Source organism: Pseudomonas sp. GM78 (assembly GCF_000282475.1).
Classification (GTDB): Bacteria; Pseudomonadota; Gammaproteobacteria; order Pseudomonadales; family Pseudomonadaceae; genus Aquipseudomonas.
This window is the reverse complement of record NZ_AKJF01000094.1, coordinates 16,300-41,455: the sequence shown is the minus strand read 5'-3', so window position 1 is coordinate 41,455 and position 25,156 is coordinate 16,300. Positions and strand designations below refer to the sequence as shown.

Genomic DNA, 25,156 nt, shown 5'->3' with positions numbered 1-25,156 from the left:
TGAATTATCGAAGAAAAATTTGGGGTTCATCAGACTCTGTCTCCTTTTTTCTCTTTTTTACTCGCAGGAGAGTCGTCGCAAAGTTACGCGCTTCGGCAAACTTGCGAAAATTTATGCGGCGGTGGTCTCGCTGGCTTGTGCGGTACGGTGTTAAAGATATTATTTTTGTACAGAGCTGAGTTTAACGCGCCCGGCTCTAGGCATGCACAGCCTCCTCCTGCTGCATCGACGAGGATGGTTTAGCCCGGGCGTAAAATTTTGCGTTTGTTCGCTGTCGGTTGGTTGATTTTAATTATTTAACGCTGTTTCCTAATGCCGTAATAGTTGGCATAAGAATCCGAAATTTTTTCCCGGAAAACACCTCTTATATTGTCGTTTATGAGGTCGCGCCGGACCATTTTTTTAACGGTTGGCATAAATTTTTCGCCCTTCATACCGGCCCGGGTCAGGTTGTGTTCAATTTTGAATGCATGATTACGTAGATTCATCTCGTCTACTGAACCTGGAACGAGGTTTGCTGTGGTAGATCTTGAGTTTTTATCAAGGCTAGATGGGAGTGTTGTATTGTATTTAAGCTCCCCTTCGAAAGGGTGGGTATTAAAAATGGTAAATGGTTTATTTCGCGTAGATATCCCTGTCTCATAATAAAGCTCTAAGGTATTCGACTTAAGTCCGTGCTTATCATAGTTTATCGTTTCTAGGGTGACTTCGGTTATGGTTTTTTCAACACGTACTTTTACAAGTTGCGTGCCAGGCACTTTCTTGAATATCAATGTTGAACTCATTGCTTTCATGGCGACAGGGGTGTGGCCGTTTGGGTCAATGGCATTGATCGGATCTCCTAAACAGTATGTGTATGGGTTGAGTCCGCCCTTTTCAAATGGACTCAAACTATCTGGACTGTTAAAGCGCATTAACGCCGGGTTAAGTGCCCGATAACCATTTCCCAATAAATAACACCCGGTCACCGGATCAGGTCGTTCGCCATTAAAACCGAGCAGGCTAAGTAAACCGTTGCCTGGGGGCCCATAGCCATAGGGCGAATAGGCTATGGGCTGTCGTGGATGATTGGCCTTGATCGTCTGCAATACCGAGCGCTGTTGATCTGTGACCAGCAGCGTTGTGTTGACTTCGTTACCATCGCTCTGCTTCTGCGCAAGTAACTGATCGTGATGCTGAATGATCGAGTAATGGGTCGTACCGTGTATCTCGGAGGCCAGTCGGCTTTTGCAATAAAAGCGCTGGCGTTGGTGATTATCCGGGAGGATGTGACGGGTGATTCTATCTAGTGGATCATAGTCGTAACGGCAGAGCAGGGCAGGAGGTAGTGATTGCATGAGGGTAGCTCCAGCAGTCGCAATGTTGGAAAGGAGTGTCGCTCGTTATGCGACGCGTGGCTACTATCAGAACTACTAGTTTCGTGCCCCGTCCTGAGCGGGAAAAGAGGAGAAGGACAGGGGGAAGAGTTCCGCCCGCATGTTCCTCAGTATCACCACAAATCACCTCTGGCAACCCAGCAGTTCTGATAGTTGGAATTTCCATACGACTACTACGTTAGAAATTTGGTCAATGCGCGACTTCAGCAGCGGAAAAGGGGACCGCGGAAAACATCCGCCGACGTCTGTGCGTCGCTGCGGTAGAGGGCCCGGGTACGCACTCGCCCCACGTAATACCCGCCTTGTAGCTCAACGGCTTTTATCCAAGGCAGACGAAACCTCGCATCGGATAATGCGCTGACACAACACATTAACGTTTTCAGACGCTGGGAAAGGACCGTGGGAAGTGCTTGAGCGAGCGCACTGCGTACGAATCGGATGGCCTGCATAGGATAGGATTTTGTTTTTGTGTGGTGCAGTACAAGCTGCCCCGTGCAGGTCTTTTTGATTTATAACCTCTTGATTTGTTGTAAGAAAAGTATGGGGTGTATCAGGGGTTGCCCTATACTTCGCGAATCCAGATGCAAAGATCGGATATTCCTGATGGTAGGTTTTTTTTTGCTGTTTCTATACTGGCGCCCAATCAAGGTTCAGTACCGAGATTATCTGAAGGGCGATAAAAACAAGAAATTTACAAGTCAATTCTGAATAGGCTTTCGGGGTGCGGCTTGTTGAAGTTGTAAGTATCTGCATTTTGCTTAGTTGAATAATAAAAGCGGCGCTCAAATCCATTCAGACGATTTGGCGCTAAAACATCTTCTATAGCTATCAATCAGAGCCTGAATAATGAACTTCTATGACATCATCGGTTATGACCGTGACGGAACTGTTCGTGAACTTGATACGGCACTAAACAAGGGGACCCTTACCACAAGGGATGTAACGTTTTCCGCACTTGGCTTTAATGCACCCGGCTGGATTGCAGCCTCTTCGATGTCGATTCTTTATTCAATATCCGGCCACCATGCGCCACTGGCCATCTTGATTGCGTACTTCTTTCCCATGCTGGTCATGGCGTTCTGCATGATCTCCCTGACTCGCCAGGCACCCTCGGCAGGCGGCGTCTTTACCTTTACCTCGCGATTTCTCCATACCAGCGTCGGGACCATTCTCGGCTGGGCGTACGCTGTTGCCTGCACGGCCGTGATGGCCATGTGCGCAATCATCGGCACCGAATACATCCAGGCGCTGTTCCCGGCCCTGGCGGGTGCGCTTAACGCCAAGCTGATCGGCACGGGCATGGTGCTGACCTTCCTGGCCATTTCCTGTAAAGGCGTCAATGCCACGGCGAAAATCGCCAGTATCTTCCTGATTTTCGAGATCGCCGTGGTCGCCGGGCTGGGTTTGATGGGCATCATCGACCCGCAGGTTCCGGACTTGTCGGTTCTGTCCATGTATACGCCGCAGGGGGCGGCTGGCTGGTCGGCCATAGGGCCGGGGGTGCTGTTCGGTGTCTGGATGCTCGCCAACTTCGATTCGGCGATCAACTACATCGAGGAATCGCGTATTCCTGTTCGCACCGTGCAACGCTCCATGTTGCTCGTCCTGACCAGCGCCTTTGTCATTTACACCCTCGCGGCGATCGGCTGGCAGTATGCCGTGCCTGTGGAGAAACTCGCGGCAATCATCGAGGACGGCAACGGCGGGCCAATCGCGGCTGTCGCCAACGTCTACTTGCCACCGGCCATGGCCTGGATTGCCTTGTTCGTGGTGATCACTTCGGCCTGTGCCGGTATGCAAATCTCTTCCAGCGCGGCGGCGCGTACGCTCTATCGCATGAGTGAAGAAGGGCATTTGCCGCTGGCGTTCAGCGCCGTCAACAAAACCAAGTCGCCGTGGCTCGCCAGCATGATTGTCTCGGCCGTCGCCATTTCCCTGCTCTGGTGGAAACCGCTGGACAAGATCGTCTGGTACTACGACGTCGTGACCATCACGCTGGTGATGTCTTACATGGCCGCTATTGCAGCCTTCATTGTCATGACTTTCCGACGCCAGCGCTTCGGCATCGCATTGGCCCTGTCGATCCCGGCGGCCCTGGCCATTCTGGTGTTGGGATACATCGGTTATACCGCCGGAGCAAATCCGGTTTCCCCAGAAGATAAATACACCGCCTGGTACCTCGGCGCGCTGACGATTCTGTCTGGCGCACTGATTCTGGTCTGGCAATCGCGTGTCTCCAGAAAGCCCGTACTTTCCAAAGTTCAACAGTCCTGATGCTCACGCGCGGCGTTCATTTAAAAAACAACGGAGAACTTATGAAACGAGTTGTCGTTATCACTGGCGCTGCAAAGGGCATCGGGCTGGCAATCGCCAAGCGTTTTGCCGCAAGTGGCGATCATCTGGTCCTCAATTACTTTGACAGCAAGGAGCAACTGGACGACGTGCTGCGAATTGCCGAAGGCAACGGTGGCGACGGGTTCACCGTTCAAGCGGATATCAGCAATCCCGACGCCGCGGCCGGCATCATCCGCGAGGCACAGAGTCGCTATGGACGGGTCGATGTGCTCGTCAACAATGCCGGGAGACTGGTGTCGGCGACAGTGGAGCAAACGACCTGGGCGCAGTGGGAGCAGATGATCAGCACCAATCTCGGAGGCACCTGGGCCTGCATGCAGGCGGTGTTGCCGGGGATGCTGGCACGCGGGCAGGGGCGGATCATCAACATCAGCTCGGAGCTGGGGTTGATTGGCTTTCCTACCTACGCCGCGTACTGCGCTTCCAAGGGCGGGGTGATCGCGCTGACCAAAGCGGTGGCCAAGGAAGTGGCCCCCAAAGGTGTACTGGTCAATTCGGTGGCGCCGGGGCCGATTGAAACCGACATGCTGATCAACGACACCATCGAATACAACGATGAGACCCGCGCGAGCCTCCCTTTGAAGCGCTTCGGCAAACCGGATGAAATCGCGGCGATGGTCGAAGCCCTGGCCGGGCCCGCGGGTGATTACATGGTTGGACAGATCATCAGCCCCAATGGCGGTGCTGCGATCTAGTTGTAGCTCTTATTCTACTGATAACAAGAAGGATCCAAAATGAGCGCTGTAATGATTACCGGTGGTTTGGGTTATGTCGGCAGATACCTGACGAAAAAGCTCAGCGAACAAGGCGTCAAGGTGATTAGTTACAACCGTGACTACTCCGAAGCCAGGTCTGAGTTCATGACCCCTGTGCAGGGGGAACTATTCGATATACCCAGAATTGTTCGAACTATCCAGGAACATGGCGTTGATCGTGTCATTCACACGGCGGCCATGTCACATCCCGACTTGTCCATAGACCTGCCCATTACCACGGTGGCGGCAAACATCGATGGCACCATTCATTTGCTTGAAGCCATGCGCCTGGCGGGCATCAAGAAGTTGGTGAATTTTTCTTCCGAAACGGTGTACGGGCATTTCGAAGGTGAGATTAATGAACAGACACCGACTTACCCAACGACACCCTATGGTGTAACCAAAATTGCCACCGAACACTTTGGCCGGGTCTACAACGATCTTTATGGCATGGAGGTGATCTCACTGCGGATTGCGGAAGTGTACGGACCGGAAAACAAGATGCCGCAAGTGCTCAGGGACATACTTAAAACCGTTCATCGTGGTGAAGCATTCAGCTTGCCGTCCGGCGGGGATCATCGATTCCACTATATACACGTGGAAGACGTGGTGCGTGCGGTACTGCTGGCGGCTGAAACCCGAGACCTTAAAGGCGGTGTATTCAACATTGCCGGTGACCGCTCCTGGACGTTGCACCAAGCCGTTGAAATCATCGGCAAAATTATTCCGGGTGCGCGCATCGAAGTGGGCGACGGTTATTGGCATCTCGATCGCCATGGGGAGTGGGACATGAGTGCAGCCGAGCGCGAGCTGGGCTATCGAGCACAATGGTCACTTGAACGAGGACTTACGCATTATTCCAACTGGTTGATGGATCACGAGTACTGATAGGGCATTCGCAAACTTTCAAAATCAACCGGTGAATAAGCATGATTGAAAATCCGATTGTCTGGCCAAACGGTGCGCGCTGCGCCGTAGCCTTTACCTTTGATATGGATGCGGACAGCATTCTGCATGTAGCGCACCCCAAGGACTCCGCGCCACGGGTTGCCAGTATTTCGATGCTGCACTATGGACCCAAGGTGGCGATTCCAAGGATTCTGGAAACTTATCGACGCTTCGAGATCAAACAGACGTTTTTCATTCCGGCCTGGTGCATCGAACAATACCCCCAGGCCATCGAGGCGATCGTCGAAGGCGGGCACGAGATTGCCCATCACGGCTACATCCATGAGCATCCAAACGAGCTGACCCGCGAAGAAGAGGCTTACTGGCTCGACCGCGGTTGCGACACCATCAAGCGCTTCACCGGCCAGGCCCCACGGGGCTGGCGGGCGCCGCTCTACAACATGTCGGAGCACTCGGCTGACTTGTTGATCGAACGCGGCTTTAGCTATGACGCTTCGTTGATGGGCGACGACGTGCCTTATCTGCTGCGCACCGGGACGGGAGAGCTGGTGGAACTTCCCTCCAGCTGGGCGCTGGATGACTGGCCCCAGTACATGCACAGCATCGACCTCGATTTTCAGATGCCGATTCAGTCACCACAACGTGCCGTCGAAGTGTTCAAGGCCGAGTTCGATGCGGCCTGGGAGTATGGCGCGCTCTTCGTGCCCGTCTGGCATCCGTTCCTTTCCGGTCGCTTGTCGCGCTGGCATGAAGTGTCGAAGTTGATCGAATACATGATGGCCAAAGGTGATGTCTGGTTTGCACGGATGGATGAGATCGCCGCGCATGTCCAGCGCAGCGTCGCCTCGGGCGCCTATAAACCACGGATTGACAGGCTGCCTTATTACCAGGGGCCCGTTAAGGCGCATAAGGGTATTTGATGTAATTGAAGCAGGGGAAGCGACCATCGAGGGGGGGTCGCTACTCCAGTCATGGAATCCAGGCGTATATTGATAGTTGAGGCGATCGTGAATCGTCGGTGTTGTGAAACGCCCCGAAACTTTTGGAGGTGTTGCATGAGCCAGTATCAACGACTCTTTCTGGTAGCCGGTCCCGCCATGCGTCACACCCCGGCGCTGGAGCGAGCAGTCGCCATTGCCCAGGCTACACGCGCGGCGCTGCACATCACGGTGTTTATCGAAGACTCCCACCTCCTGGGCTTGAAGAGCGCTGGGGCGCGTTTTCGTGAAGCCTGCCAGCAAGAGAACGAAAAATGGTTGGAGGATGAGGCCGACCTGATCCGCGAGCGCGGGATCAAGGTGAGTACCGAAGTGCTTGTTACGCGCACCGCGTTGCAAGAAATACTGCTGCATGTGGCAGAAATGCAGGCGGATCTGCTGATCAAGGACGTGCAACACGAGTCAGCGCTCAAGCGCGTTTTCATCACACCTCTGGATTGGCACCTGTTACGCGAATGTCCGGTGCCTGTGCATCTGGTCAGCGAGGTCAGGTGTCCACTGCCGCGGGTGGTCGTGGCGGCAGTCGATCCGTCACACCCTGAGACGCAGATCACCGGCATCAACGAGCGCATCATCCAGGCGGCGAACGGTTTGGCGATGCAATGCAGTGCGGAATTGCATCTGCTGCATGCCTACGATCCATCGCGTACGCATATGTCCGACGCCGGCGCGGGTGCCGTGACGATGCCAGGTTTCAGCAGCGATGTGCGCAAGTCGCTGCAAAAGACCTTTATCGCCTTGGCCGACCACTATGGCGTGCCCACTGAGCGACAACACTTCGTTGAAGCGTCACCTGGCAAGGCGCTGGCCGATTGTGCAGCGCATCAACGGGCCGACGTGATCGTCATGGGCAATGCCCACCGCAAGGGGCTGGGCAAATGGGTGGGCAGTACCACGGAGCATGTGCTGTATCAGGTGCCCTGCAACGTTTTCGCCGTGACGGGAGCTGCGGATCAGTGAGTGGATTGGCTATCAGCGGCATTCATTGCTTGTAGCCAATCTGCCGCAACAGGTTCTTGCGCCACAGGATGTCGTCGTCGCCTTCAATGTCACGGGCGCAGAAACCATCCACGACGCCAAGGATGGCTCGCCCTTGTTCGGTCTCGGCGACAATCACTTCAGTCGGGTTGGCGGTTGCACAAAAAATTCGGCACACCTCTGGCACCATCTTGAGGGTGTTCAGCACGTTCAGCGGATAGAAGCCGTCGCCCAGGAAAATGATGAAGCTATGGCCTGCGGCGATGTTTTTGGCATTTTTTTGTGCCAGTTCAATCATCGCGGTATCGGTGCCAGACCATCGCACCAGGCATTTGCCTGAAGCTTCGCAAAAGGCCACGCCAAACGGGATACCCGGCACGGCATTGACCAAGGCTTCGTGGATGTCTTCGACGGACTTGATGAAGTGCGTCTGCCCCAGGATGAAGTTGGTATCTTCCGGCTTTTCGATTTTCAACGTGATGAGTTGCATTTTAAACGCCTCCTTTCACGATGTTGCGGGCAGTGTTTTTCAGCGATGGGTTCGTAGCCTGGGGGTTTGCGAGGGCGGTGATTTATGCCACGGATAGCCCTTCGCGCTGAGTTGCCAGGCGTAATCGAACAACCGCTTCATGTACTCGCCATCGAATTTCCGGGTGCGTGCAACATTGAAGTCGGAGCCAATGTACGCCAGGTTGAATTGCGCTCCATCCTGCTGCGCCATGCGGTAGATTCGCTCCAGGTCGCTGATCCCCTGGGTTTGAATCAATGCACTGATGGCTCGACCGCCGATGCTCAATGTGCGGCGCTTGGTCCCGGACCACTGCGGCTCCAGTGTCCCGTTGCGAATGACATAGAAATGACGTTCGTGGCGCAAAGGAACTCCGGCAGCTCGGTTGAGCCCTATCAGCGTGCCAGGTGGGTAAAGAAACACTTGAGTGATGACCCCGCCGTCCACGTGCATTTCCTGAAACTGTTGGCCGTCAACCTCCACATCGATCATGACGGGTGAGACGGCCCCGGGAATGCTCATCGACGCGATCATGATGTTACGAAACAGCTCGAGCGCGCCCGGTGCCTGGCTTGCCGCAATGGCGCCCATGTTCCAGGTGACGGGTCGCCCGGCATCTAGGTCCGTGGTGCCGATCAGCAGGATTCTGCCTTTGGCGTATTCCGCCGCGATCGCCGCCAGAATTTGCGCCGTGATGTGTTTTGTGATGAGCCGCGATAGTGGCTTGCTGTCCGCTATGCCGTCGCTGGCAAGACGGGTCAGCACGTTGCGCGAATGAAAAATGTCTTTTGGGCCGACGCCATTGCAGACGTGCCGGATCACACCGTCGTACTCAGGCCCCAGGTAAGCGAACGGGGCGACCAGGGCACCCGCGCTGATGCCCGTGACGACCTTGAACATGGGCCGGGTGCCATGGGTGGTCCATCCGGCAATCAGTCCCGCTGCGAAAGCGCCTGCATCGCCACCGCCGGAAACGGCCAGCATACTGGCCAGCGGCAGGATATCGTTCGGCTTCCCGGCCTGGGCGAGAAGCTCGCTCTCACGTTTGTTGGATTGAACCGCATCCTGAATGAACGGCGTCAGGTCGTGGTCCAGCCTGTAGCGGGCATCGGGAATGCCCGGGATGACCGCTTTTTCCGTCAAGGTGGGCGGAACAGCGTCACGGCGGGGCAGGCACGCTTGAAGAAATACGTCCAGGGTCGAGGTGCCGGGTTTGAGCGGGAATGGTTTCAAAACGCCTCCTCCGGCCCCTACAGTCGACAGCAAGCGAGCTCGTTGCCCATGGCGCTCGAGATGAGCATTCGCCAATTGACCGCTACACGTCACTCGAACGCCGGGTAGCTCATTCTGCGCTCGTTTAGATGATAAAAAAACTCATTGGGTGCGCGCCATTTTGCGTTATCTCTGCTGATGATTGCCTTTCAGGTGTGCATATCCATTCCTGAGCTATGCCGATTTCGTCACACCAGGGGCAAAAATGCATCAAGCCAGGTGGCTTCGACCGGATCACCCTGACCGGTCTGTCCTGGGAGATGAATATGATCCGACTGACCCTGATCGAAGCCCGTGAATTGGCCGAATCGATCCTATTGCACAACGGTTTTAATCTGGCCCATGCGCAAGCGGTGGCGGCGACGGTCATCGCGGGTGAGCGTGATGGCTGCGCCTCCCACGGTTTGTACCGGATTCTTGGGTGTGTCAATTCCCTGCGCGCGTGCAAGGTGTCGGCCAGTGCCGAGCCGAGGGTCGTCGACCAGGCGCCGTCGATTGTGCGGGTGGATGCCGGGGGTGGCTTTTCGCAGTTGGCGTTTCAGGCGGGGCTCGCGTTGTTGACGCAGAAAACCCGTGCCAACGGGATTGCCGCGCTGGCAATCAATCACTGTGTGCATTTTTCGGCGTTATGGGTGGAGATCGAGCAACTGACCCAGGCCGGCCTGGTCGCGTTGGCGTGTAATCCGAGCCATGCCTGGGTGGCGCCGGCCGGGGGGCACTTGCCACTATTCGGCACTAATCCCATTGCCTTTGGCTGGCCGCGTGCAGGGCGAGAGCCTTTTGTATTCGATTTTGCCACCAGCGCCATCGCACGCGGCGATATCGAGCTGCATCGACGTGCCGGCAAGGCGATTCCCGAAGGTTGGGGCGTGGATGCGCAAGGCCATTCGAGCAGCGATGCCAGTGTGGTGCTCGACAGCGGCGCGATGCTGACGTTCGGCGGGCATAAGGGATCGGCACTGGCGGCGATGGTGGAGTTGATTGCCGGGCCGCTGATTGGCGACCTGACCAGCGCTGAATCACTGGCTTACGACGCGGGCAGCAAGTCATCGCCTTATCATGGCGAACTGATCATCGCCCTGGATCCCCGGCGCTTTTTGGGCGATGCAACCCACGAGCACCTGGCCAGGGCCGAAGTGTTGTTCCAGGGAATCGAAGGGCAGGGCGCGCGCTTGCCGTCGCAGCGACGCTACGAGGCGCGAGCGCGCAGCCTGGTGGAAGGGGTGCAGATTCCCGAGGCGTTGTACGAGGACTTGAAGGCGCTGCTGGATTGAAAGGAAGCGGGCGCCCATGGCGCCCGTGTGGTTTACAGCGGTTGGCGCTGGAGGGCGCCGTTGACCAGGCGATTGATGCCTAATGGGTTGGCATTTTGCAGCGCGTCGGGCAGCAAGGCATCGGGGCAGTTCTGGTAGCACACCGGTCGCAGGAAACGCTCCAGGGCCAGGGTGCCGACCGAGGTGCCACGGGCATCGGAAGTGGCCGGGTAGGGGCCGCCATGCACCATCGCATCGCAAACTTCGACGCCGGTGGGGTAGCCGTTGAACAGTACACGACCCACCTTCTGTTCCAGCAGAGGCAGGACGCCCGCGCAGATTTGCAGGTCGATGGCTTCAGCAATCAAGGTGGCGGTGAGCTGGCCGTGCAAGCTCTGCAATACCCGTAACAGTTCGCCTGCATCGGCGACTTCCACCAGTACGGTTGTCGGGCCGAACACTTCTTCCTGTAGCAGCGCGTCACTATTGAGCAGCAGGCTGGCGTCGGCCTTGAACAGTTGTGGTCGGGCCTGATTGCCCAGCTGTTCCTGACCGGCCAGGTGGGTCACCCCAGGATGGCTGAGCAGCGCTTGCACGCCTTTTTCATAGCTGACGAGGGTTGCGGCGTTGAGCATGGTCTGGGGCTGTTGCTCGCTCATCAAACCACTGAGCAGCGCAGTGAATGCGTCGAATCGCGGTGACGAGATGCCGATGACCAGGCCAGGATTGGTACAGAACTGACCGCAGCCCTGGACCACCGATGCCACCAGCTCACCGGCGATTTTCTCGCCACGAACTTGCAAGGCTTCGGGCAACACCACGACCGGGTTGATGCTGCTCATTTCAGCGAACACCGGGATCGGTTGTGCTCGTGCAGCGGCCATATCGCACAGGGCACGGCCTCCCTTGAGTGAACCGGTGAAACCGACAGCCTGGATCGCCGGATGCTTGACCAGGGTTTCGCCCACGCCAGCCCCGTAGATCATGTTGAACACACCTTTGGGCATGTCAGTCTGCTCGGCAGCACGGATGATCGCGTCGGCCACAAGCTCGGCCGTCGCCATGTGTCCGCTGTGGGCCTTGAACACCACCGGGCAACCGGCCGCCAGGGCGGCAGCGGTATCGCCACCGGCGGTGGAAAACGCCAACGGGAAGTTGCTCGCACCGAATACAGCGACCGGACCGACGCCGATTCGGTATTGGCGCAAATCAACCCGTGGCAGTGGTTGGCGTTCGGGCAAGGCGCAGTCGATGCGCGCACCGTAGAAATCACCACGGCGCAGGACTTGCGCAAACAGGCGCATCTGGCCGCTGGTGCGAGCGCGCTCACCCTGAAGGCGAGCGGTCGGCAGTGCCGTCTCTCGGTTCACCAGAGCGACGAATTCATCGTCCAGCGCCTCCAACTGCGTGGCGATGGCCTCAAGAAATTCCGCACGGCGGCTGGCCGGCAGGTTGCGAAAGGTCGGGTAGGCGGCTGCGGCGGCCTGGGCGGCGGCGTCGACTTCTTCGACGCTCGCCTGCATGAACGAGAAGGGCAGCGCTTGGCCAGTACTTGCGTCATGGCTTTGCAGCGCGATGCTGCCGGCGGCGCTGCGTGTGCCGCCGATGTAGTTGTGACCGAGGATCTCAGGCATCTAAAAGCTCCTGTCAAAAAAAAGGGGGGGTAATACAACTCCCCTGTAGGAGCGAGCCTGCTCGCGAAGCACTCAAGGGCACCGCGTGAATCCAGAATGCACGCGTTATCGTTGGAGACCATCGCGAGCGGGCTCGCTCCTACAGGGTTTACGCCAGTGAATCGGCGCGACGTGGGGTCGCCGCAGTCGGGTCCAGCGCTGCAATCCGCGCAGCAGACTCGGCATCTACCGTGTGCAACGATTTGCCACGGGTTTCCCGGGTCAGCCCGACGGCCACGATGGAGATCAGCGAAGCACCGACCAGATAGAGCGCGATCGGTGTCGAGCTGTGGTACTTGTTGAGCAGGGTGATGGCGATCAGTGGGGCCAGGGAGCCGGCGAAGATCGGCGCCACCTGGTAGCACAGCGAGAGTGCGGTGTAGCGCACATGGGTCGGAAACATCTCGGCCATCAACGCCGAGTACGGGGCGTAGGTCATCGACTCGATGGCCAGGCCCAGGGTGATGGCCGCCATGATCAGCCAGTTGTTGCCGGTGTCCATCATCGGGAAACCGACGAATCCCCAGAAAGCGGTGAGTACCGCACCGACCAGGTATACCGGTTTGCGCCCGACCAGATCCGACAGGTAACCCATCAACGGAATCAGGAAGAAGTGCAGCAGGTGAGCGCCGAACATCAGCAGCAAAATCTCTGACGTGTCCTTGTGCACCACCAGTTTCAGATAAGTGATCGAGAAGGTCACGACGGTGTAGTAGAGGATGTTCTCGGCAAACCGCGCGCCGATACCGACCAGCACCGAGCGCCAGTGGTGGCGCAGCACTTCGACCACCCCCAGTTGCTGGTGCCGGGTCTGCGCCTGGCGGGCCTGGGCCTCCTTGAAAATCGGCGCGTCATCGACGCTGGTGCGAATCCAGTAGCCGATCAACACCACGACGGCCGAGAACCAGAATGCGACGCGCCAGCCCCAGGCGAGGAATTGCTCCTCCGACAGGTTCGACGACAACAGCAGCAGGGCAACCGTCGCCACCAGGTTGCCGGCCGGTACACCGGCTTGCGGCCAACTGGCCCAGAAGCCTCGCCGATTGTCCGGGCAGTGCTCGGACACCAGCAAAATCGCACCGCCCCATTCGCCGCCAAAGGCGAAGCCCTGGATCAACCGCAGCAGCACCAGCAATACCGGCGCGGCATAGCCGATCTGGTTGAAACCGGGCAGGCAGCCCATCAGGAAGGTGGTGATGCCGACCACCACCAGGCTTAATTGCAGCAGGCGCTTGCGGCCGTACTTGTCGCCGTAGTGACCGAACACCAGCCCGCCCAGCGGACGGGCGAGAAAGCCCACGGCGTACAGGGCGAAGGCAGCGATGATGCCATCGATGGGGCTGTCGGTCTGGCGGAAGAACAACTGGCCGAAGACCAGTGCCGAAGCGGTGCCATAGAGGAAGAATTCATACCATTCGGCAACGGTGCCGGCCATGGCGGCGGCCACGACACGCTTGAGTCCCGAGGGTGTGGTTGCGCTTTGAGTGTGTTGAGCGTTGGGCATGCTGGCGTTTCCTGTAGGGGCGCAAAAACAGGCAGCCGGGTCGGGCCCGCGAAGACCCACCCGGCAATCACTCAGAGACCGACGTCCGGCAAATGCGGACGGTTGGCCAGGGCCTTGGCCATGATCTGCTCGACGAAGACGCGATCGGCTTCCGGCAGGGCCAGGCGTGGCGGACGGGTCAGGGCGCTGCCGCGACCGGCGATGGCTTCGCACAGCTTGATGCACTGCACCAGGTCGGCACGGGCGTCGAGGTGCAGGATCGGCATCAGCCATTCGTAGATCGGCATGGCTTCGGCATAGCGTCCGGCCTTGGCCAGGCGGAAGATGGTTTCGCCTTCTTTGGGGAACACGTTGGACATGCCCGACACCCAGCCTTCCGCGCCTACCGCGAGGCTTTCCAGGACCACGTCGTCGAGGCCGGCGAACAACACGAAACGGTCACCCACTTCATTGCGAATGTCGATGAAGCGACGGGTGTCGCCAGAGGAATCCTTGAAGCACACCACGTTGTCGCAGTCGGCCAGGGCAATCAGGATGTCCGGGGTCACGTCGTTTTTGTAGATCGGCGGGTTGTTGTAGACCATCAGTGGCACGTCGGCGTTTTTCGCCACGTAACGGTAATGCTCGGCGGTTTCGAACGGCTTGGAACCGTAGACCAGCGCCGGCATCAGCATCACGCCATCGACGCCGACCCGGCGTACCGCGTTGGCGACCTTGGCCGCTTCCACACTGGTGAACTCGGCGACGCCGCAAATCACCGGCACACGGCCGCCTGAGGCCGCGACCGCGACTTCGGTCACGGCGATTTTTTCGGCGGCGCTCAGCGAGGTGTTTTCACCCACCGAGCCGCAAACCACCAAGCCTGAAACGCCGTCGCGGATCACGTTGGAAATCACCTGATGGGTTTTTTCCAGGTTGATGGAGAAGTCATCGTTGAACTGCGTGGTGACTGCTGGGAACACGCCGCTCCAGTTAATGCGCTTGCTCATTGTTGCCTCCGGGGTTGTTTATTGTATATCGTATACGATATTAAAAGTGAAAGAAATCAGCCAGTGGTTTTTTCAGGTTTGCGGGGGTTTTCCTGGCCGTTGGTCGGGGGGCAGGGGCTCAGCTTTCAGGCACCCGGCCAGGTGTCTGAAAGTCGATAGCCCTGTGGCCATGGATCGCTCGGATCGAGCAGTAGTTGATGGGTGCCGGTAATCCAGGCCCTCCCGGAAATGCACGGGTAGATGGCGGGAAGCCCGGCCACTTCGGTCAATGAGTCAATACGGCAGTGGAACTGCGAGCCGATGATCGAGCGACCGATAAACCGTTCTCCGACGCCCAGCAAACCTTTGGCATGCAACACCGCCATCCGTGCGGAGCAGCCAGTGCCGGTAGGTGAGCGGTCGATCTTGCCCGGTTGAATCACCACCGCATTGGCGCCCGTGGCAATGCCCTGCTCATAAACGATGGGCGCGGCGATCTGGCAAAAGGAAATGTGCGACCACTCGGGGTTCAGCGGATGCACAAAGCCCAGTTGCTCGTTGGCTGCCCGAGTGATCTTCAGCCCGACCGCCACCAGGTCGGCGGCTTCATCGGGGCTCACTGAAAAGCCCAGGCCCTGGGCATCGGCAATCACAAAACTGTCGCCGCCATAGGCGGTATCGACCTTGAGTGTGCCGACACCTTCCACTTCAATGCACGCGTCAAGGCGATCGGCGAAGGACGGCACGTTTTTGATTTCCACCCGTTCGACCTTGCCGTCACGGCAGTCGGCTACGGCTTCGATCAGGCCGCCGGGGGCTTCGAGCACCAGCCGGGTTTGCGGTTCGGTCATTGGCAAAATGCCGGTGTCGAGCAACACGGTGGCCACGCACAATGAATTGGAGCCGGACATCGGCGGCGTGTCCGCCGGCTCCATGATGATCCAGGCCATTTGCGCCCGCGGGTCCTTGGCGGGCACCAGCAGGTTGACGTGCCGGAACACGCCGCCACGCGGCTCGTTGAGTACGAAGTTGCGCAGGGTTTCGTCTTTGGCGATCCAGCGCGATTGTTCCCACACCGTGGCACCGGGCGGTGGTGCGACGCCGCCGACAATGACGTCGCCGACTTCGCCTTCGGCGTGGCAACTGACCACATGAATCACTTTCGATGAACGCATTCTCTGCTCCTTGTGTTGTTTGTGAGGGCCTCATCGCGAGCAGGCTCGCTCCTACAGGAGGTTTTTTGTGCGGCACAGACCCAGTGTAGGAGTGAGCCTGCTCGCGATAGGTCCATCAGCTATTTCACCGATTTCAGGAACGCCGCGGTCTCGGCATGCACCGGGTTGCCGATCACCTGATCCGGCGAGCCGATCTCATGCACCAGGCCGTTGCGAAAGAACGCCACGCGATCAGAGACGTCGCGGGCAAAGCGTATTTCATGGGTCACCAGGACCATGGTCATGCCGTCCTCGGCGAGCATGCGCATCGTATCCAGCACCTCGCCCACCAACTGCGGATCGAGCGCCGAGGTGGCCTCGTCGAACAGCATGTAGTCCGGCGACATGGCCAGGGCGCGGGCGATGGCCATGCGCTGCTGCTGACCGCCGGACAGTTTGCCGGGGAAGGTCTTGAGTTTGTCGCCCAGGCCCACATGGGTCAGTTGCCGTACCGCCAGTTCCTCGGCGCAGGCTTTGCTTTTACCCAGCACTTTGCGCGGCGCCAGCATGACGTTTTCCAGCACCGTCAAATGCGGAAAGGCGTTCCATTGTTGGAACACGATGCCGATCTTCTGCCGCAGGCGATTGAGGTCGGTGGCGTTGTGATGGACCTCGACGCCGTCGACCCGGATGTTGCCTTTCTGGATCGGCTCCAGGCCGTTGATGCACATCAACAAGGTCGACTTGCCAGAGCCGGAGCCGCCGATGATGGACACCACCTCGCCCTTGCTCACCGTGAGGTTCACGCCCTTGACCACTTCGAGATTGCCGAAGGATTTATGTACGTTGTCGATCTCAATCATTTTCTTGCCACCTTCTTTCCAGACGAGCGCCGAGGCGTGCGACCACCAGGCTCATGACGTAGTAGATAAGGCCCGCGATGCACAACACCACCAGCGGTTCCTGGATGCGGGTCACAATGGTTTGCGAAGCGCGCAACAGTTCGACGATGCCGATCCACATCACCAGCGCGGTGTCTTTCATCACGCCCAGCACCAGGTTCAGCCAGCCGGGAAAGGCCACGCGTGTGGCCATCGGCAGGACGATCCAGCGCAGGTCCTGCAGGAAGCTCAGGCCCAGCGAGCGACTGGCGCGGCGCACCGTGAACGGTACCGACAGCACGCCGCCGCGCACGATTTCGGTGAAGTACGCAGCGGTGTAGACCCCCAGCACAATGCAACCGACGCTGAAGGCGCTGATGTTCAGGCCGACGATGCTTTTGAGTGAGTTGAACAGGACGAACTGGATCAGCAACGGCACGCTGCGAAACACATCCAACACCCAGGCCAGCGGCAGGCTGACCCGGGGGAACAGGGCCCGCAGCAATCCGAACAACAGCCCGGCAACGGAGCCGAGGATGATCGCCCAGAACGTCAATTGCAGCGTGACCCAGGCGCCGTCGAGCAGGAACAACAGGTCATTGGAGGAAAACTCGGTGGAAAACATGGACAGCTCCTCAGTAACGGAACAACCGCCAGGCCATCAGCCGGGCTGCCGCGACGATCGCCTTGGCAATCAGGTAATACAGCACGGCTGCGATGGCGAAGTATTCGAAGGTGCGGAAGGTTTTGACGTTGTATTCCTGAGTCACTCCGGTCAGGTCGTTGTTAAGGCCTACGATGACCCCCAGCGAGGTCATCAGCACCGCCCACACCATTTGATTGGTGAGCGGATAGAAGACGATCCGCAGCAGTTGCGGGACGATGATCATGCGGTAGGTCTGGAAGGCACTCATGCCCAGGGAGCGCGCGGCACGCACCTGGGTGTGGGGCACCGCCTTGAGCCCGCCACGGAAGTTTTCCGCCAGGTAACCGGCGTTATTGAAGGTGATGCCGGCCAGCAGCGCGAGCCAGGAGCTGACATGCAGGCCCAGTGAGCCGAGGCCGAAGTACAGGATGTACACCTGGAACAGCGACGGGGTGTTGCGGGCAATCGATACCCAGCCGTTGCCGATACCGCGCAGCAGCGGGTTCCTGGCTTCGCGCATGACCGTCAGGGCCAGGGCAATCAGCACACCGAAAATCATCGACAGCGCAGCCGTCTCGAACGTGATCCAGGCGCCGCTGAGCATGTCCGGCAGGGCGCGCAGAGCCGCGCGCCATTGGAAGGTGTAATCAAACATGCGAGTGGTTCTCCCTCGGCAAGGCGGGTTGCAACCAGCGCGGCAGACGCCCGCTGGCGGTGGCGGTGCAGGCGGCATCGACGCATTCTGCGAGGCTGGCGAAGTGCACTTTGCGTCGCACCAGACCGGGTGCGTAATGGGCGTACTAGCCCGAATTGGTCATCAACGTGGAGGCGGCCGGTGGGATCACCGGTTCGCCGAGCATGCACCAGCAGGTATCGGTCACCAGGATGGCGCCGAAGGTCTCAATCACAGCGATATGCCCGGCGTCACGGGCTTGCTCCAGCACCGCACGACCGCAGGTGATGGCGAGCACCACCCCGGGGTGTTTGACCCGGCCGCGACACAGCTGTGCCAAGCGGGCGAACTCGCTGAGCGAGAAGTGCGGGTTACCCAGCGAGACCACATCCACGCGGTTGTCCCTGGCGCTGTTGAGCTCACGCCAGCTGACGAGCAGGTCCTCCAGGCGGATGGTTGCCACGGGCAGCGGGGTATCCGGTTCCAGCACCTGTGCCGGGTCGTGTGCTTCGAGCGTGACCCCGGCAATGTGGAACAGCGGCGCGGCGGACGTGGTGGCGAACGCCGCGCCGAAGGCTTTCAGATCGTTCAGGTCTGGTTGGTGTTGTTCCAGTCCGAATACCAGCGGGATCCTACTGCCTGCGAGGGCGCCGATGTGGTATCCGAGCAAGGGGTAGAACGCATCGTCGAGTTCACCCAATTCTGGCAGTTCAACGCGCAGGCGGGCCTTGCGTGGCGCGTCCAGATGGCAGCCGATCAGGGGCGCGCGGCCGGTCAGGGCGATGCAGATATCCAGGTAGTCCGGGTATTTCAAGGTGCGCGCGCCGAGCACGCTGTTGGCGTAGACCACCGCGTTGGATTCGGCCCAGACGATCTGCTCGCCGGCTTTCGGTGCGCTGTCGAGCAAGTAGGGCGCACAGGTGAAACTGAGCTGTGCGCCCATCGCCATGTAGACGTCACCCAAGGCACTGGCCGGCTCGCCGAGCAGTGGGTCGATGCCCAACTCGCGCCAGCGGCGTTGGTCTACGGATATTGAATTGAGGGTAGTGGGCACCCGAACCTTCGCGCCCCACTGCACCAGTTGTCGGGCAAAACGCAGGCTCGCCGGTCCCGTGTAAATGCAACCGTCGATGTGTGCCTGGGTGATATCCATCAGGCACAGCGCGCCTTGCAGTTCGGCCATGCGCAGGACAACTTGCATGGCCATCTGCGCCGCTTTGCCATGAGCGCCGTCGAGCAGCGCATGGTCAAGTTCGCTCAGTACCATTGACGCGCTGGTTGCATGGGCCGGGATTGGCGTTTCGCAGGGCTGCCAGTTGTCGACGGGTATGTGATCGAACACGGCCAGCCCGGCACCGTCGATTCGGGCAAACGCCTTGCCGCGCAAGGCGGCAAAGGCCTCCCGGCCGATGCACAGCACCGGCAGGGAACGCTCGAAAATCATCTGTGCCACCAGCACGCCCAAGGTCAGGATCTCATCGGCCTCGGCCAGTACCAGTGCGGCCGGCGCATGACCGTTGCTGATCAGTTCCATCAGCACACTGCTGCCGGTACACGAACCGCGGCCACTGGGAATGGCGAGCACACGACCGGTCAGGTATTCGCCGCTGAGCGGGTGGTGACGGTCGATGATTTCACCCCGCAAGGGGTCGACTCCGCCCCATAAGCTCAGCCCGACATCGGCAAACAGCAGAGCGCCCTGGGCAGAGCCCGGGACCAGGCTGCGACCGGTCAGAGAAGTAGGCCCAGGCATGCCGGGCATCTCAGTAGTAGACCTTGGGCACGGTCAGGTCGGTCGGCGCAATCTCGGTGCCGACCCATTTGGCGTACAACTCTTTGTAACGACCGTTGCGTACCTGCTGGTTGACGAACAGGTTGAGGTAATTGAGCAGGCCGTACTCGTTGCGTTTGGCACCCAGGGAGACATAGTCGATGGTGTAGGGCGCGTTGCCGGCGATCTTCAGGTTTTTGTATTTGCCCGACTTGATCGTCGCGGCGGCCACGGTATTGGTGACCACCGTGGCGTCGATGTGCCCCTGGGCCACTGCCAGCAGGGTGTCGTTCTGCGACTGGTAGGCACGGAAGCTGCCGCTGCCCCATTTCTTCACATCGTTCTCCAGGGCAATGGCTTCAAAGGTGCCGCTGGTATTGCCCAGTGCCTTGCCCTTGATGTCGTCGAAGCTGTTGATGCCGGTGTTGTCGCGGGTCAGCACGACCATCTGGAAGGCGAAGTACGGCACGGTGAGGCCGACGGTCTTGGCCCGTTCGAGGGTGTCGGAGGTCGAGGCGACAATCACGTCGGCCCGCCCGGAGATCAGGGCCGGAATACGGTCCGGGAACGGTGTTTCGACCACTTCGGCCTCGACCCCGAGGATTTTCGCCAGGTCGTGGCAATAGTCCACGTCGAAACCGGCCGGCGCGTTGCTGGCATCTCGAAAACCCATGGGCGGGAAGTCCAGGGTGACGGCACAGCGCAGCTTGCCGGAACCGATAATGTCGTCGAGCTTGTCGGCGTGCGCGGTGGCGATGAAGGTGGAACTGAGAACAGCGCTGAGGGCTACGGCAAATGCGGGGTTTTTCATAGAGGCCTCGTTATCGGAAAGTGCTGTTAGATATCGGATTGAGGATTTCGTATACGATATTAACAATAGCAACGGTTGTGCCGATTTGCCTTTTTCCAGGCAAATATTTTCCAGCCCTTGAGTCAGGGCGGTTCAGACGTCGGGAGCAGGGCAACGGCACCATGGCGCGAGGCAGGCAGGTGTTACAGAAGGGAGCAACCGGTGTGCAAGGCGCCCCTTAAAGGAACATTCTAACGACCACGATCGCGGAACTGGCTGGGCGAAAGGCTGGTGAGGGCACGGAACTGGCGGCTGAATGCACTGTGGTCGGTGTAGCCACAGCGCAGTGCGATTTCGGTAATGGGCAGCTCGGTATCCAGCAACAACCGCGTACCTTCTTCGAGCCGGCACTTGTGGATCATCTGCCGTGGGGTGAGCTGGAAAACCCGTTTGCAATGGCGTTCGAGTTGCGCAACCGAAAAGCCCGCGATTGCCGTCAGCTCGGCAAGGCTGACAGGTCGGGCAAAATGGCGACGGATGTGTGCGTCCACCGCTGCCAGTTTCTGGAATGCCGGGTGGTTGGACTGGGGCAGTTGCAGGTCGCGGGAGATGCCGGCCAGGCCAACGATCCGCCCTTGTTCATCGCGCAGCGCGAGTTTATGGGTCAGGCACCAGACCGGCTGGTTACCGAAATACAGGTGCAGTTCCAGTTGATCGGCCAATTCGCGGCCGGTGGCCAGCACCCGCCGATCCTGCTCGGTGTAAATCGGGCCAAAGCGCTCCGGGAACACACGGTCCGCTGTCAGCCCCAGCAGTTGGTCGCTGTGCTTCAAGCTACAGCGTCTAACCAGGGTCTGGTTGACGAAAACGTAGCGGGCCTCGCTGTCCTTGATGAAAAACACTACGTCCGTCAGGGTATCGAGCAGCGTCGCGATGGCCTGCAAACTGTTTAGCAACGTCGGCAGGTCGCAGGGTTTGAAGTGATTGAGTGAGGGGAACATGGCAAGGGGGCCTGGTGGCGACTACCGGGACTATAAAGACTCGGCAGCGCCCCCGAAACCCCGGCGCGAGCGTTTACGCCGGCGGGGTGTCATCCAGGCACATCAGGGTTTCGATGCGTGCAGGGTTGAACGGCGGCCGGGGTGCCGAGGGTTGCCAGTCGAACAGATACTGCAAGGCAGCGCCACACACCCGGCCCTGGCAGGCGCCCATGCCGCAGCGACTGGCCAGTTTGGCCTCACGCCAGCCAGTGTGTCCGGCCAGTGCCGCGTAGGGCACGTCTTCGCAACGACAGACCAGCGTGTCGGGCTGCGCCAGCGACTTGAGCTGTGGGTCGAGGCTGAAGGCGCTGTTCAACGCCTTGGCGAAACCCTGCCAGCGCGCCCGGCGTGGCCACAAATCCCGTGCCACCGCGGTGTTGCCCACGGCCACATGACCGGCGATTGCCCCTTCGACCAGCGCCAGTTCACTGCCGCCGAAACCGCTGCATTCGCCGGCGGCGTAGTGGTCGACGCGGCTCGTGGTTTGCCAGGCATCCACTGCAAGCGCCGAGCCATCGAGCGCGCAGCCCAAGGCCTGGCCGAGTTGGGTGTTGGGAATCAGGCCGAAGCCGCAGGCCAGGCGATCACACGCCAATTCGACGATTTTGCCCTGATGCCGCAATCGCACAGCTTCCAGCCGTTCGTTGCCCAAGGCCGCCACGACGTGGGTGCCGGTGCGGTATTGGCGGTCGAACAGACTGAAGGATTGCACCAGCTTGCCCGGCCAGCGCGGCAGTTGCAGGGCGAACCCGGCGACCGCGCCCGCAGAGGCCTGCTCGGCGATGCGCAGCACCTGGGCACCGTTATGTTTCGCGGTGGCCGCGCTGACCAGCAACAACGGCCCGCTGCCGGCGATCACCACACGCTCGTCCTGCACCGGCAGGCCGCCCTTGATCAACGCCTGGAGTCCGCCCGCGCCGGTCACCCCTGGCAGTGTCCAGCCGGGGAAGGGCAGCAGTAATTCACGGGCGCCGGTGCATAGAATCAGTTGGTCATAGCCGATCAACCAGCCGTGGTCGGCGTCTTCCACCAGCAATTGTCTGGCACCGGCGAGGGCGATCACCCGGGTGCCGGCATGGTGGCGGATATTGCTGTGGGCGTGCAGGCGCTCGCGCATCTGCCGGGCCTGATTCGGCAGGCAGGCCTTTGGCCCGTCGCGCCAGATCTGGCCTCCCGGCGACGGGTTGTCGTCGAGCATCACAATGCGTGCGCCACTGGGTGCCGCGGCGAGGGCGGCACTCATGCCGGCGGGGCCGGCGCCAATGATCAGCAGGTCGGCGTATTCGTTCATGCTCGGGTCTGCACTTGCATGCCCTGCTGGCACAGCGTCTGGCAGGCCAGTCGGCGGCGACCGTCGATGGTCACCCGGCATTCCTGGCAGATGCCCATGCCGCACAGTGGTGCGCGGCGCTCTCCGCTGACCGAAGTGCGACTGCAACCGTCGCCGGCCAGTGCCAGGGCCGCGGCCACCGTCGTGCCCTCGGCCACCTTCAGGGTGCGGCCGTCCATGATCAAGTCAGGCATATAGGGGCTCTCCCAGAAAGCGTTGCGGCAGATAGGGTTGTGCCGCCAGGGGCGGCGTCTCGTTGAACAATTGCGCGACCAGCAAATCGGCAGTGCCGGGGGCCGTGGTGACTCCGAGTCCCTCGTGCCCGACCGCCAGCCACAAGCCTTTGCGTTTGGGATGCTGGCCAACCAGCGGCAGGCCATCGGGGCTGGCGGCGCGAAAACCGGTCCAGGCGCGGATGCCATTGAGCTGGGCCAGGCCCGGCATGTATTCGCTGGCGCGCTTGAGCATTTTCGCCAGCATCCAGCTTTCGACCTCCGTGTCGGTGGTGCCGAATTGTCGCGAGGCGCCGATGAACAGTTGCCCGGTGGGGCGAGGCTGTATGTTGCAGGCGGTCGAAGGTCCCGTGGCGTTGTGGGCACTGGTGACATAGCCCAGTTCCACCAGCGTGTGGGTGACCTTGCCGGGGTAGCGGTCTGTGATCAGCAAGTGGCCCTTTTTCGGTTCGATCGGCAACTCGGGGCACAGGTCATTGGCCTGGATGCCGTTGGCCAATATGACGGCTTCGGCATTCAACCACTGGCCATCCTCGAGTCGCACGCGGTTGCCATCGACCTCGCTGACCCGTGCCCGCCGTTGTTCGATGCCTGTGGTGTCGAGCATCCAGTTGGCGGTCGCCGGGGCGTAGAGAATGCCGTCGCCGTTGATCAATAAACCGCCTTCGAGGCCGTCGTGTAGCTCGGGCTCTCGGGTACGCAGGGCGTTGCGGGCGATCAACTCGCAGGCAATGCCCTGGGCCTGCAGGTTCAGGTATTTGCTGCGGGCCACTTCCATTTCTTCGGCATTGGCCGCCAGCCACAATGTGCCGTTGCAGCGGTAGGCGCAGTTGTCGGGCAGTTGCGGTGCCTGTTCGCGCCAGCGTTGCAGCGAGTATTGGCTGAGGGCCAGTTCGGCCACATTGTCATCCAGCACCAGCAAGTGGCCCATGCCGGCGGCTGTCGCGTTGTGCAGGCCCGCGTCCAGCACCAGCACGCGCAGGCCGCGCCGGGCCAGCGCCTGGGCGCAGGCGGCGCCGATGATACCGGCACCGATCACGATCACATCGGCCACCAGGCCCTGGTTCATGGGCGAATGCCCCAGGCAAACGGGTCGTCCTGTTCAATGATCAGGCTGGCCTCGGCACTGATGAAGGCGCGACCGCGAATGGTCGGTACGATGCGCTCGCCCTGTCGTTCGTAGGAGCCTTCGAACTCGCTGCCGATCACGCTGGCCTGGCGCCAGATCTGTCCCGGTTGCAATTTGTCGTCGGCCGCCAGGCACGCCAGCTTGGCACTGGTGCCGGTGCCGCAGGGCGAACGGTCATAGGCTTTGCCGGGGCAGAGTACAAAGTTGCGGCTGTCGGCGCGGGCGTCATCGGCGAACAGTTCGACGTGGTCGATCAACCCGCCGTCTTCGCCGCGTATCCCCTGAACCTCCAGTGCTTGCTGCACGGCGTAGGTGTAGGCGGTCAACGCCTCGAGGTTGTCATTGGCGATGCGCAGGCCATGTTCGGCGATCAGGAAAAACCAGTTGCCACCCCAGGCGATATCACCGACCACCTGGCCGATCCCCGGCACCTGCAATGCCACGGCTTTGCGATAACGGTAGGCCGGTACGTTGCGCACGCTGACCGAGTGGTCGTCGTGCAAGGTGGCCTGCACCGTACCGACCGGCGTTTCGATGCTGTGCACGCCCGGGCCGATCTTGCCCAGGTGCGCCAGCGAGGCCACCAGGCCAATGGTGCCGTGGCCGCACATGCCCAGGTAGCCGGTGTTATTGAAGAAAATCACCCCGGCACAGGCGGCGGGGTCGACCGGTTCGCACAGCAATGCGCCGACCAGCACGTCGCTGCCCCGTGGTTCGAGTACGCAGGCGGCGCGCCATTGATCATGGTCTGCAGCCAGCCGCCGAAGCCGTTCGGCCATGCTGCCGGTGCCCAGGTCGGGAAAGCCGGCGGTCACCAGGCGAGTGGGTTCGCCGCCAGTGTGGGAGTCGATCACGGTGATGCGTTTCATGACAGGGCCACGTCCGTTCAGATGAGTGAACGCAAGAGTGGCCCGTGCGAGGGGATGCCGGCTTGATGGTTTTATCTTGCGCCGATGACGA

Annotated in this window: 22 protein-coding genes and 1 pseudogene; 6 read left to right on the top strand and 17 right to left on the bottom strand. The window is 60.0% G+C overall.

Translation table 11 applies throughout. From position 1 onward, the window contains the following. Positions 1-296 precede the first annotated feature (296 nt). A complete protein-coding gene (locus tag PMI35_RS33325; RefSeq protein ID WP_008059797.1) occupies positions 297-1,337 on the bottom strand; it encodes an RHS repeat-associated core domain-containing protein in 1,041 nt (346 codons plus the stop codon). Between the two features lie 1,032 nt (positions 1,338-2,369). On the opposite strand from PMI35_RS33325, the gene PMI35_RS16095 reads away from it, so the two are divergent. From PMI35_RS16095 to PMI35_RS16115, 5 genes are all read left to right on the top strand, one after another. Beyond that, on the top strand, positions 2,370-3,650 hold the full coding sequence (locus PMI35_RS16095; protein WP_238543168.1) for an APC family permease: 1,281 nt from the start codon (positions 2,370-2,372) through the stop codon (positions 3,648-3,650). Between the two features lie 41 nt (positions 3,651-3,691). Further along, complete coding sequence (locus PMI35_RS16100; RefSeq protein WP_008059793.1) at positions 3,692-4,426, top strand: SDR family NAD(P)-dependent oxidoreductase; 735 nt, start codon at positions 3,692-3,694, stop codon at positions 4,424-4,426. Positions 4,427-4,465: 39 nt separating this feature from the next. Then, positions 4,466-5,374, top strand: a complete 909-nt coding sequence (locus tag PMI35_RS16105) for an NAD-dependent epimerase/dehydratase family protein (RefSeq protein ID WP_008059790.1) — start codon at positions 4,466-4,468, stop codon at positions 5,372-5,374. 41 nt (positions 5,375-5,415) lie between these two features. Next, on the top strand, positions 5,416-6,315 hold the full coding sequence (locus PMI35_RS16110; protein ID WP_008059788.1) for a polysaccharide deacetylase family protein: 900 nt from the start codon (positions 5,416-5,418) through the stop codon (positions 6,313-6,315). Positions 6,316-6,450: 135 nt separating this feature from the next. After that, positions 6,451-7,353, top strand: a complete 903-nt coding sequence (locus PMI35_RS16115) for a universal stress protein (protein WP_008059786.1) — start codon at positions 6,451-6,453, stop codon at positions 7,351-7,353. A gap of 22 nt (positions 7,354-7,375) precedes the next feature. On the opposite strand, the gene PMI35_RS16120 is transcribed toward PMI35_RS16115, so the two are convergent. After that, a complete protein-coding gene (locus PMI35_RS16120) occupies positions 7,376-7,861 on the bottom strand; it encodes an adenosine-specific kinase (protein ID WP_008059784.1) in 486 nt (161 codons plus the stop codon). Positions 7,862-7,900: 39 nt separating this feature from the next. After that, positions 7,901-9,112: a patatin-like phospholipase family protein gene (locus PMI35_RS16125; RefSeq protein ID WP_008059781.1), complete on the bottom strand. Its 1,212-nt coding sequence runs from the start codon at positions 9,110-9,112 to the stop codon at positions 7,901-7,903. 305 nt (positions 9,113-9,417) lie between these two features. Here PMI35_RS16125 and PMI35_RS16130 point away from each other — a divergent pair, with 305 nt between their 5' ends. Beyond that, entirely contained in the window at positions 9,418-10,425 is a 1,008-nt protein-coding gene (locus PMI35_RS16130; RefSeq protein ID WP_008059779.1) for an Ldh family oxidoreductase, read from the top strand. Positions 10,426-10,457: 32 nt separating this feature from the next. On the opposite strand, the gene PMI35_RS16135 is transcribed toward PMI35_RS16130, so the two are convergent. The 14 genes and pseudogenes from PMI35_RS16135 to PMI35_RS16200 all read right to left on the bottom strand — a co-directional run bounded on the left by PMI35_RS16135 (position 10,458) and on the right by PMI35_RS16200 (position 25,065). Further along, complete coding sequence (locus PMI35_RS16135) at positions 10,458-12,038, bottom strand: aldehyde dehydrogenase (NADP(+)) (protein WP_008059777.1); 1,581 nt, start codon at positions 12,036-12,038, stop codon at positions 10,458-10,460. Positions 12,039-12,186: 148 nt separating this feature from the next. Beyond that, entirely contained in the window at positions 12,187-13,581 is a 1,395-nt protein-coding gene (abaF, locus tag PMI35_RS16140; protein WP_008059774.1) for a fosfomycin efflux MFS transporter AbaF, read from the bottom strand. 71 nt (positions 13,582-13,652) lie between these two features. Continuing rightward, entirely contained in the window at positions 13,653-14,570 is a 918-nt protein-coding gene (locus PMI35_RS16145; RefSeq protein WP_008059772.1) for a dihydrodipicolinate synthase family protein, read from the bottom strand. Between the two features lie 125 nt (positions 14,571-14,695). Next, positions 14,696-15,724: a trans-3-hydroxy-L-proline dehydratase gene (locus PMI35_RS16150; RefSeq protein WP_008059770.1), complete on the bottom strand. Its 1,029-nt coding sequence runs from the start codon at positions 15,722-15,724 to the stop codon at positions 14,696-14,698. A gap of 119 nt (positions 15,725-15,843) precedes the next feature. After that, entirely contained in the window at positions 15,844-16,566 is a 723-nt protein-coding gene (locus tag PMI35_RS16155; protein ID WP_008059768.1) for an amino acid ABC transporter ATP-binding protein, read from the bottom strand. Beyond that, positions 16,559-17,209: an amino acid ABC transporter permease gene (locus PMI35_RS16160; RefSeq protein ID WP_008059766.1), complete on the bottom strand. Its 651-nt coding sequence runs from the start codon at positions 17,207-17,209 to the stop codon at positions 16,559-16,561. The genes PMI35_RS16155 and PMI35_RS16160 overlap by 8 nt, the downstream gene beginning before the upstream one ends. A gap of 10 nt (positions 17,210-17,219) precedes the next feature. After that, positions 17,220-17,885 carry an amino acid ABC transporter permease gene (locus PMI35_RS16165; RefSeq protein ID WP_008059765.1) on the bottom strand — a complete coding sequence of 222 codons (666 nt, stop codon included), beginning with the start codon at positions 17,883-17,885 and terminating at the stop codon, positions 17,220-17,222. After that, a pseudogene (lhpI, locus tag PMI35_RS16170) lies at positions 17,878-19,656 on the bottom strand (cis-3-hydroxy-L-proline dehydratase). Before lhpI ends, PMI35_RS16165 begins: the two are co-directional and overlap by 8 nt. A gap of 10 nt (positions 19,657-19,666) precedes the next feature. After that, positions 19,667-20,485, bottom strand: coding sequence for an ABC transporter substrate-binding protein (locus PMI35_RS16175; RefSeq protein WP_008059760.1), 819 nt, complete (start codon positions 20,483-20,485; stop codon positions 19,667-19,669). A 230-nt stretch (positions 20,486-20,715) separates the two neighbouring features. Next, positions 20,716-21,465 (bottom strand): AraC family transcriptional regulator, encoded by a 750-nt coding sequence (locus tag PMI35_RS16180; protein ID WP_008059759.1) that lies wholly within the window; start codon positions 21,463-21,465, stop codon positions 20,716-20,718. Positions 21,466-21,538: 73 nt separating this feature from the next. Beyond that, positions 21,539-22,795 (bottom strand): NAD(P)/FAD-dependent oxidoreductase, encoded by a 1,257-nt coding sequence (locus PMI35_RS16185; RefSeq protein ID WP_008059758.1) that lies wholly within the window; start codon positions 22,793-22,795, stop codon positions 21,539-21,541. Next, a complete protein-coding gene (locus PMI35_RS16190; protein ID WP_008059756.1) occupies positions 22,792-23,028 on the bottom strand; it encodes a 2Fe-2S iron-sulfur cluster-binding protein in 237 nt (78 codons plus the stop codon). The genes PMI35_RS16185 and PMI35_RS16190 overlap by 4 nt, the downstream gene beginning before the upstream one ends. Further along, complete coding sequence (locus tag PMI35_RS16195) at positions 23,021-24,136, bottom strand: NAD(P)/FAD-dependent oxidoreductase (RefSeq protein ID WP_008059754.1); 1,116 nt, start codon at positions 24,134-24,136, stop codon at positions 23,021-23,023. Before PMI35_RS16195 ends, PMI35_RS16190 begins: the two co-directional genes overlap by 8 nt. Continuing rightward, positions 24,133-25,065 carry a 4-hydroxyproline epimerase gene (locus PMI35_RS16200; RefSeq protein WP_008059751.1) on the bottom strand — a complete coding sequence of 311 codons (933 nt, stop codon included), beginning with the start codon at positions 25,063-25,065 and terminating at the stop codon, positions 24,133-24,135. Before PMI35_RS16200 ends, PMI35_RS16195 begins: the two co-directional genes overlap by 4 nt. Positions 25,066-25,156: the final 91 nt, after the last annotated feature.

Coding starts and splice junctions, on each gene's coding strand:
- PMI35_RS16180 (WP_008059759.1), bottom strand. CDS start 21,465: ATGTTCCCCTCACTCAATCACTTCAAACCCTGCGACCTGCCGACGTTG.
- PMI35_RS16105 (WP_008059790.1), top strand. CDS start 4,466: ATGAGCGCTGTAATGATTACCGGTGGTTTGGGTTATGTCGGCAGATAC.
- PMI35_RS16160 (WP_008059766.1), bottom strand. CDS start 17,209: ATGTTTTCCACCGAGTTTTCCTCCAATGACCTGTTGTTCCTGCTCGAC.
- PMI35_RS16190 (WP_008059756.1), bottom strand. CDS start 23,028: ATGCCTGACTTGATCATGGACGGCCGCACCCTGAAGGTGGCCGAGGGC.
- PMI35_RS16130 (WP_008059779.1), top strand. CDS start 9,418: ATGATCCGACTGACCCTGATCGAAGCCCGTGAATTGGCCGAATCGATC.
- PMI35_RS16195 (WP_008059754.1), bottom strand. CDS start 24,136: ATGAACCAGGGCCTGGTGGCCGATGTGATCGTGATCGGTGCCGGTATC.
- PMI35_RS16110 (WP_008059788.1), top strand. CDS start 5,416: ATGATTGAAAATCCGATTGTCTGGCCAAACGGTGCGCGCTGCGCCGTA.
- PMI35_RS16200 (WP_008059751.1), bottom strand. CDS start 25,065: ATGAAACGCATCACCGTGATCGACTCCCACACTGGCGGCGAACCCACT.
- PMI35_RS16100 (WP_008059793.1), top strand. CDS start 3,692: ATGAAACGAGTTGTCGTTATCACTGGCGCTGCAAAGGGCATCGGGCTG.
- PMI35_RS16155 (WP_008059768.1), bottom strand. CDS start 16,566: ATGATTGAGATCGACAACGTACATAAATCCTTCGGCAATCTCGAAGTG.
- PMI35_RS16145 (WP_008059772.1), bottom strand. CDS start 14,570: ATGAGCAAGCGCATTAACTGGAGCGGCGTGTTCCCAGCAGTCACCACG.
- PMI35_RS16175 (WP_008059760.1), bottom strand. CDS start 20,485: ATGAAAAACCCCGCATTTGCCGTAGCCCTCAGCGCTGTTCTCAGTTCC.
- PMI35_RS16150 (WP_008059770.1), bottom strand. CDS start 15,724: ATGCGTTCATCGAAAGTGATTCATGTGGTCAGTTGCCACGCCGAAGGC.
- abaF (WP_008059774.1), bottom strand. CDS start 13,581: ATGCCCAACGCTCAACACACTCAAAGCGCAACCACACCCTCGGGACTC.
- PMI35_RS33325 (WP_008059797.1), bottom strand. CDS start 1,337: ATGCAATCACTACCTCCTGCCCTGCTCTGCCGTTACGACTATGATCCA.
- PMI35_RS16185 (WP_008059758.1), bottom strand. CDS start 22,795: ATGAACGAATACGCCGACCTGCTGATCATTGGCGCCGGCCCCGCCGGC.
- PMI35_RS16135 (WP_008059777.1), bottom strand. CDS start 12,038: ATGCCTGAGATCCTCGGTCACAACTACATCGGCGGCACACGCAGCGCC.
- PMI35_RS16120 (WP_008059784.1), bottom strand. CDS start 7,861: ATGCAACTCATCACGTTGAAAATCGAAAAGCCGGAAGATACCAACTTC.
- PMI35_RS16115 (WP_008059786.1), top strand. CDS start 6,451: ATGAGCCAGTATCAACGACTCTTTCTGGTAGCCGGTCCCGCCATGCGT.
- PMI35_RS16165 (WP_008059765.1), bottom strand. CDS start 17,885: ATGTTTGATTACACCTTCCAATGGCGCGCGGCTCTGCGCGCCCTGCCG.
- PMI35_RS16095 (WP_238543168.1), top strand. CDS start 2,370: ATGTCGATTCTTTATTCAATATCCGGCCACCATGCGCCACTGGCCATC.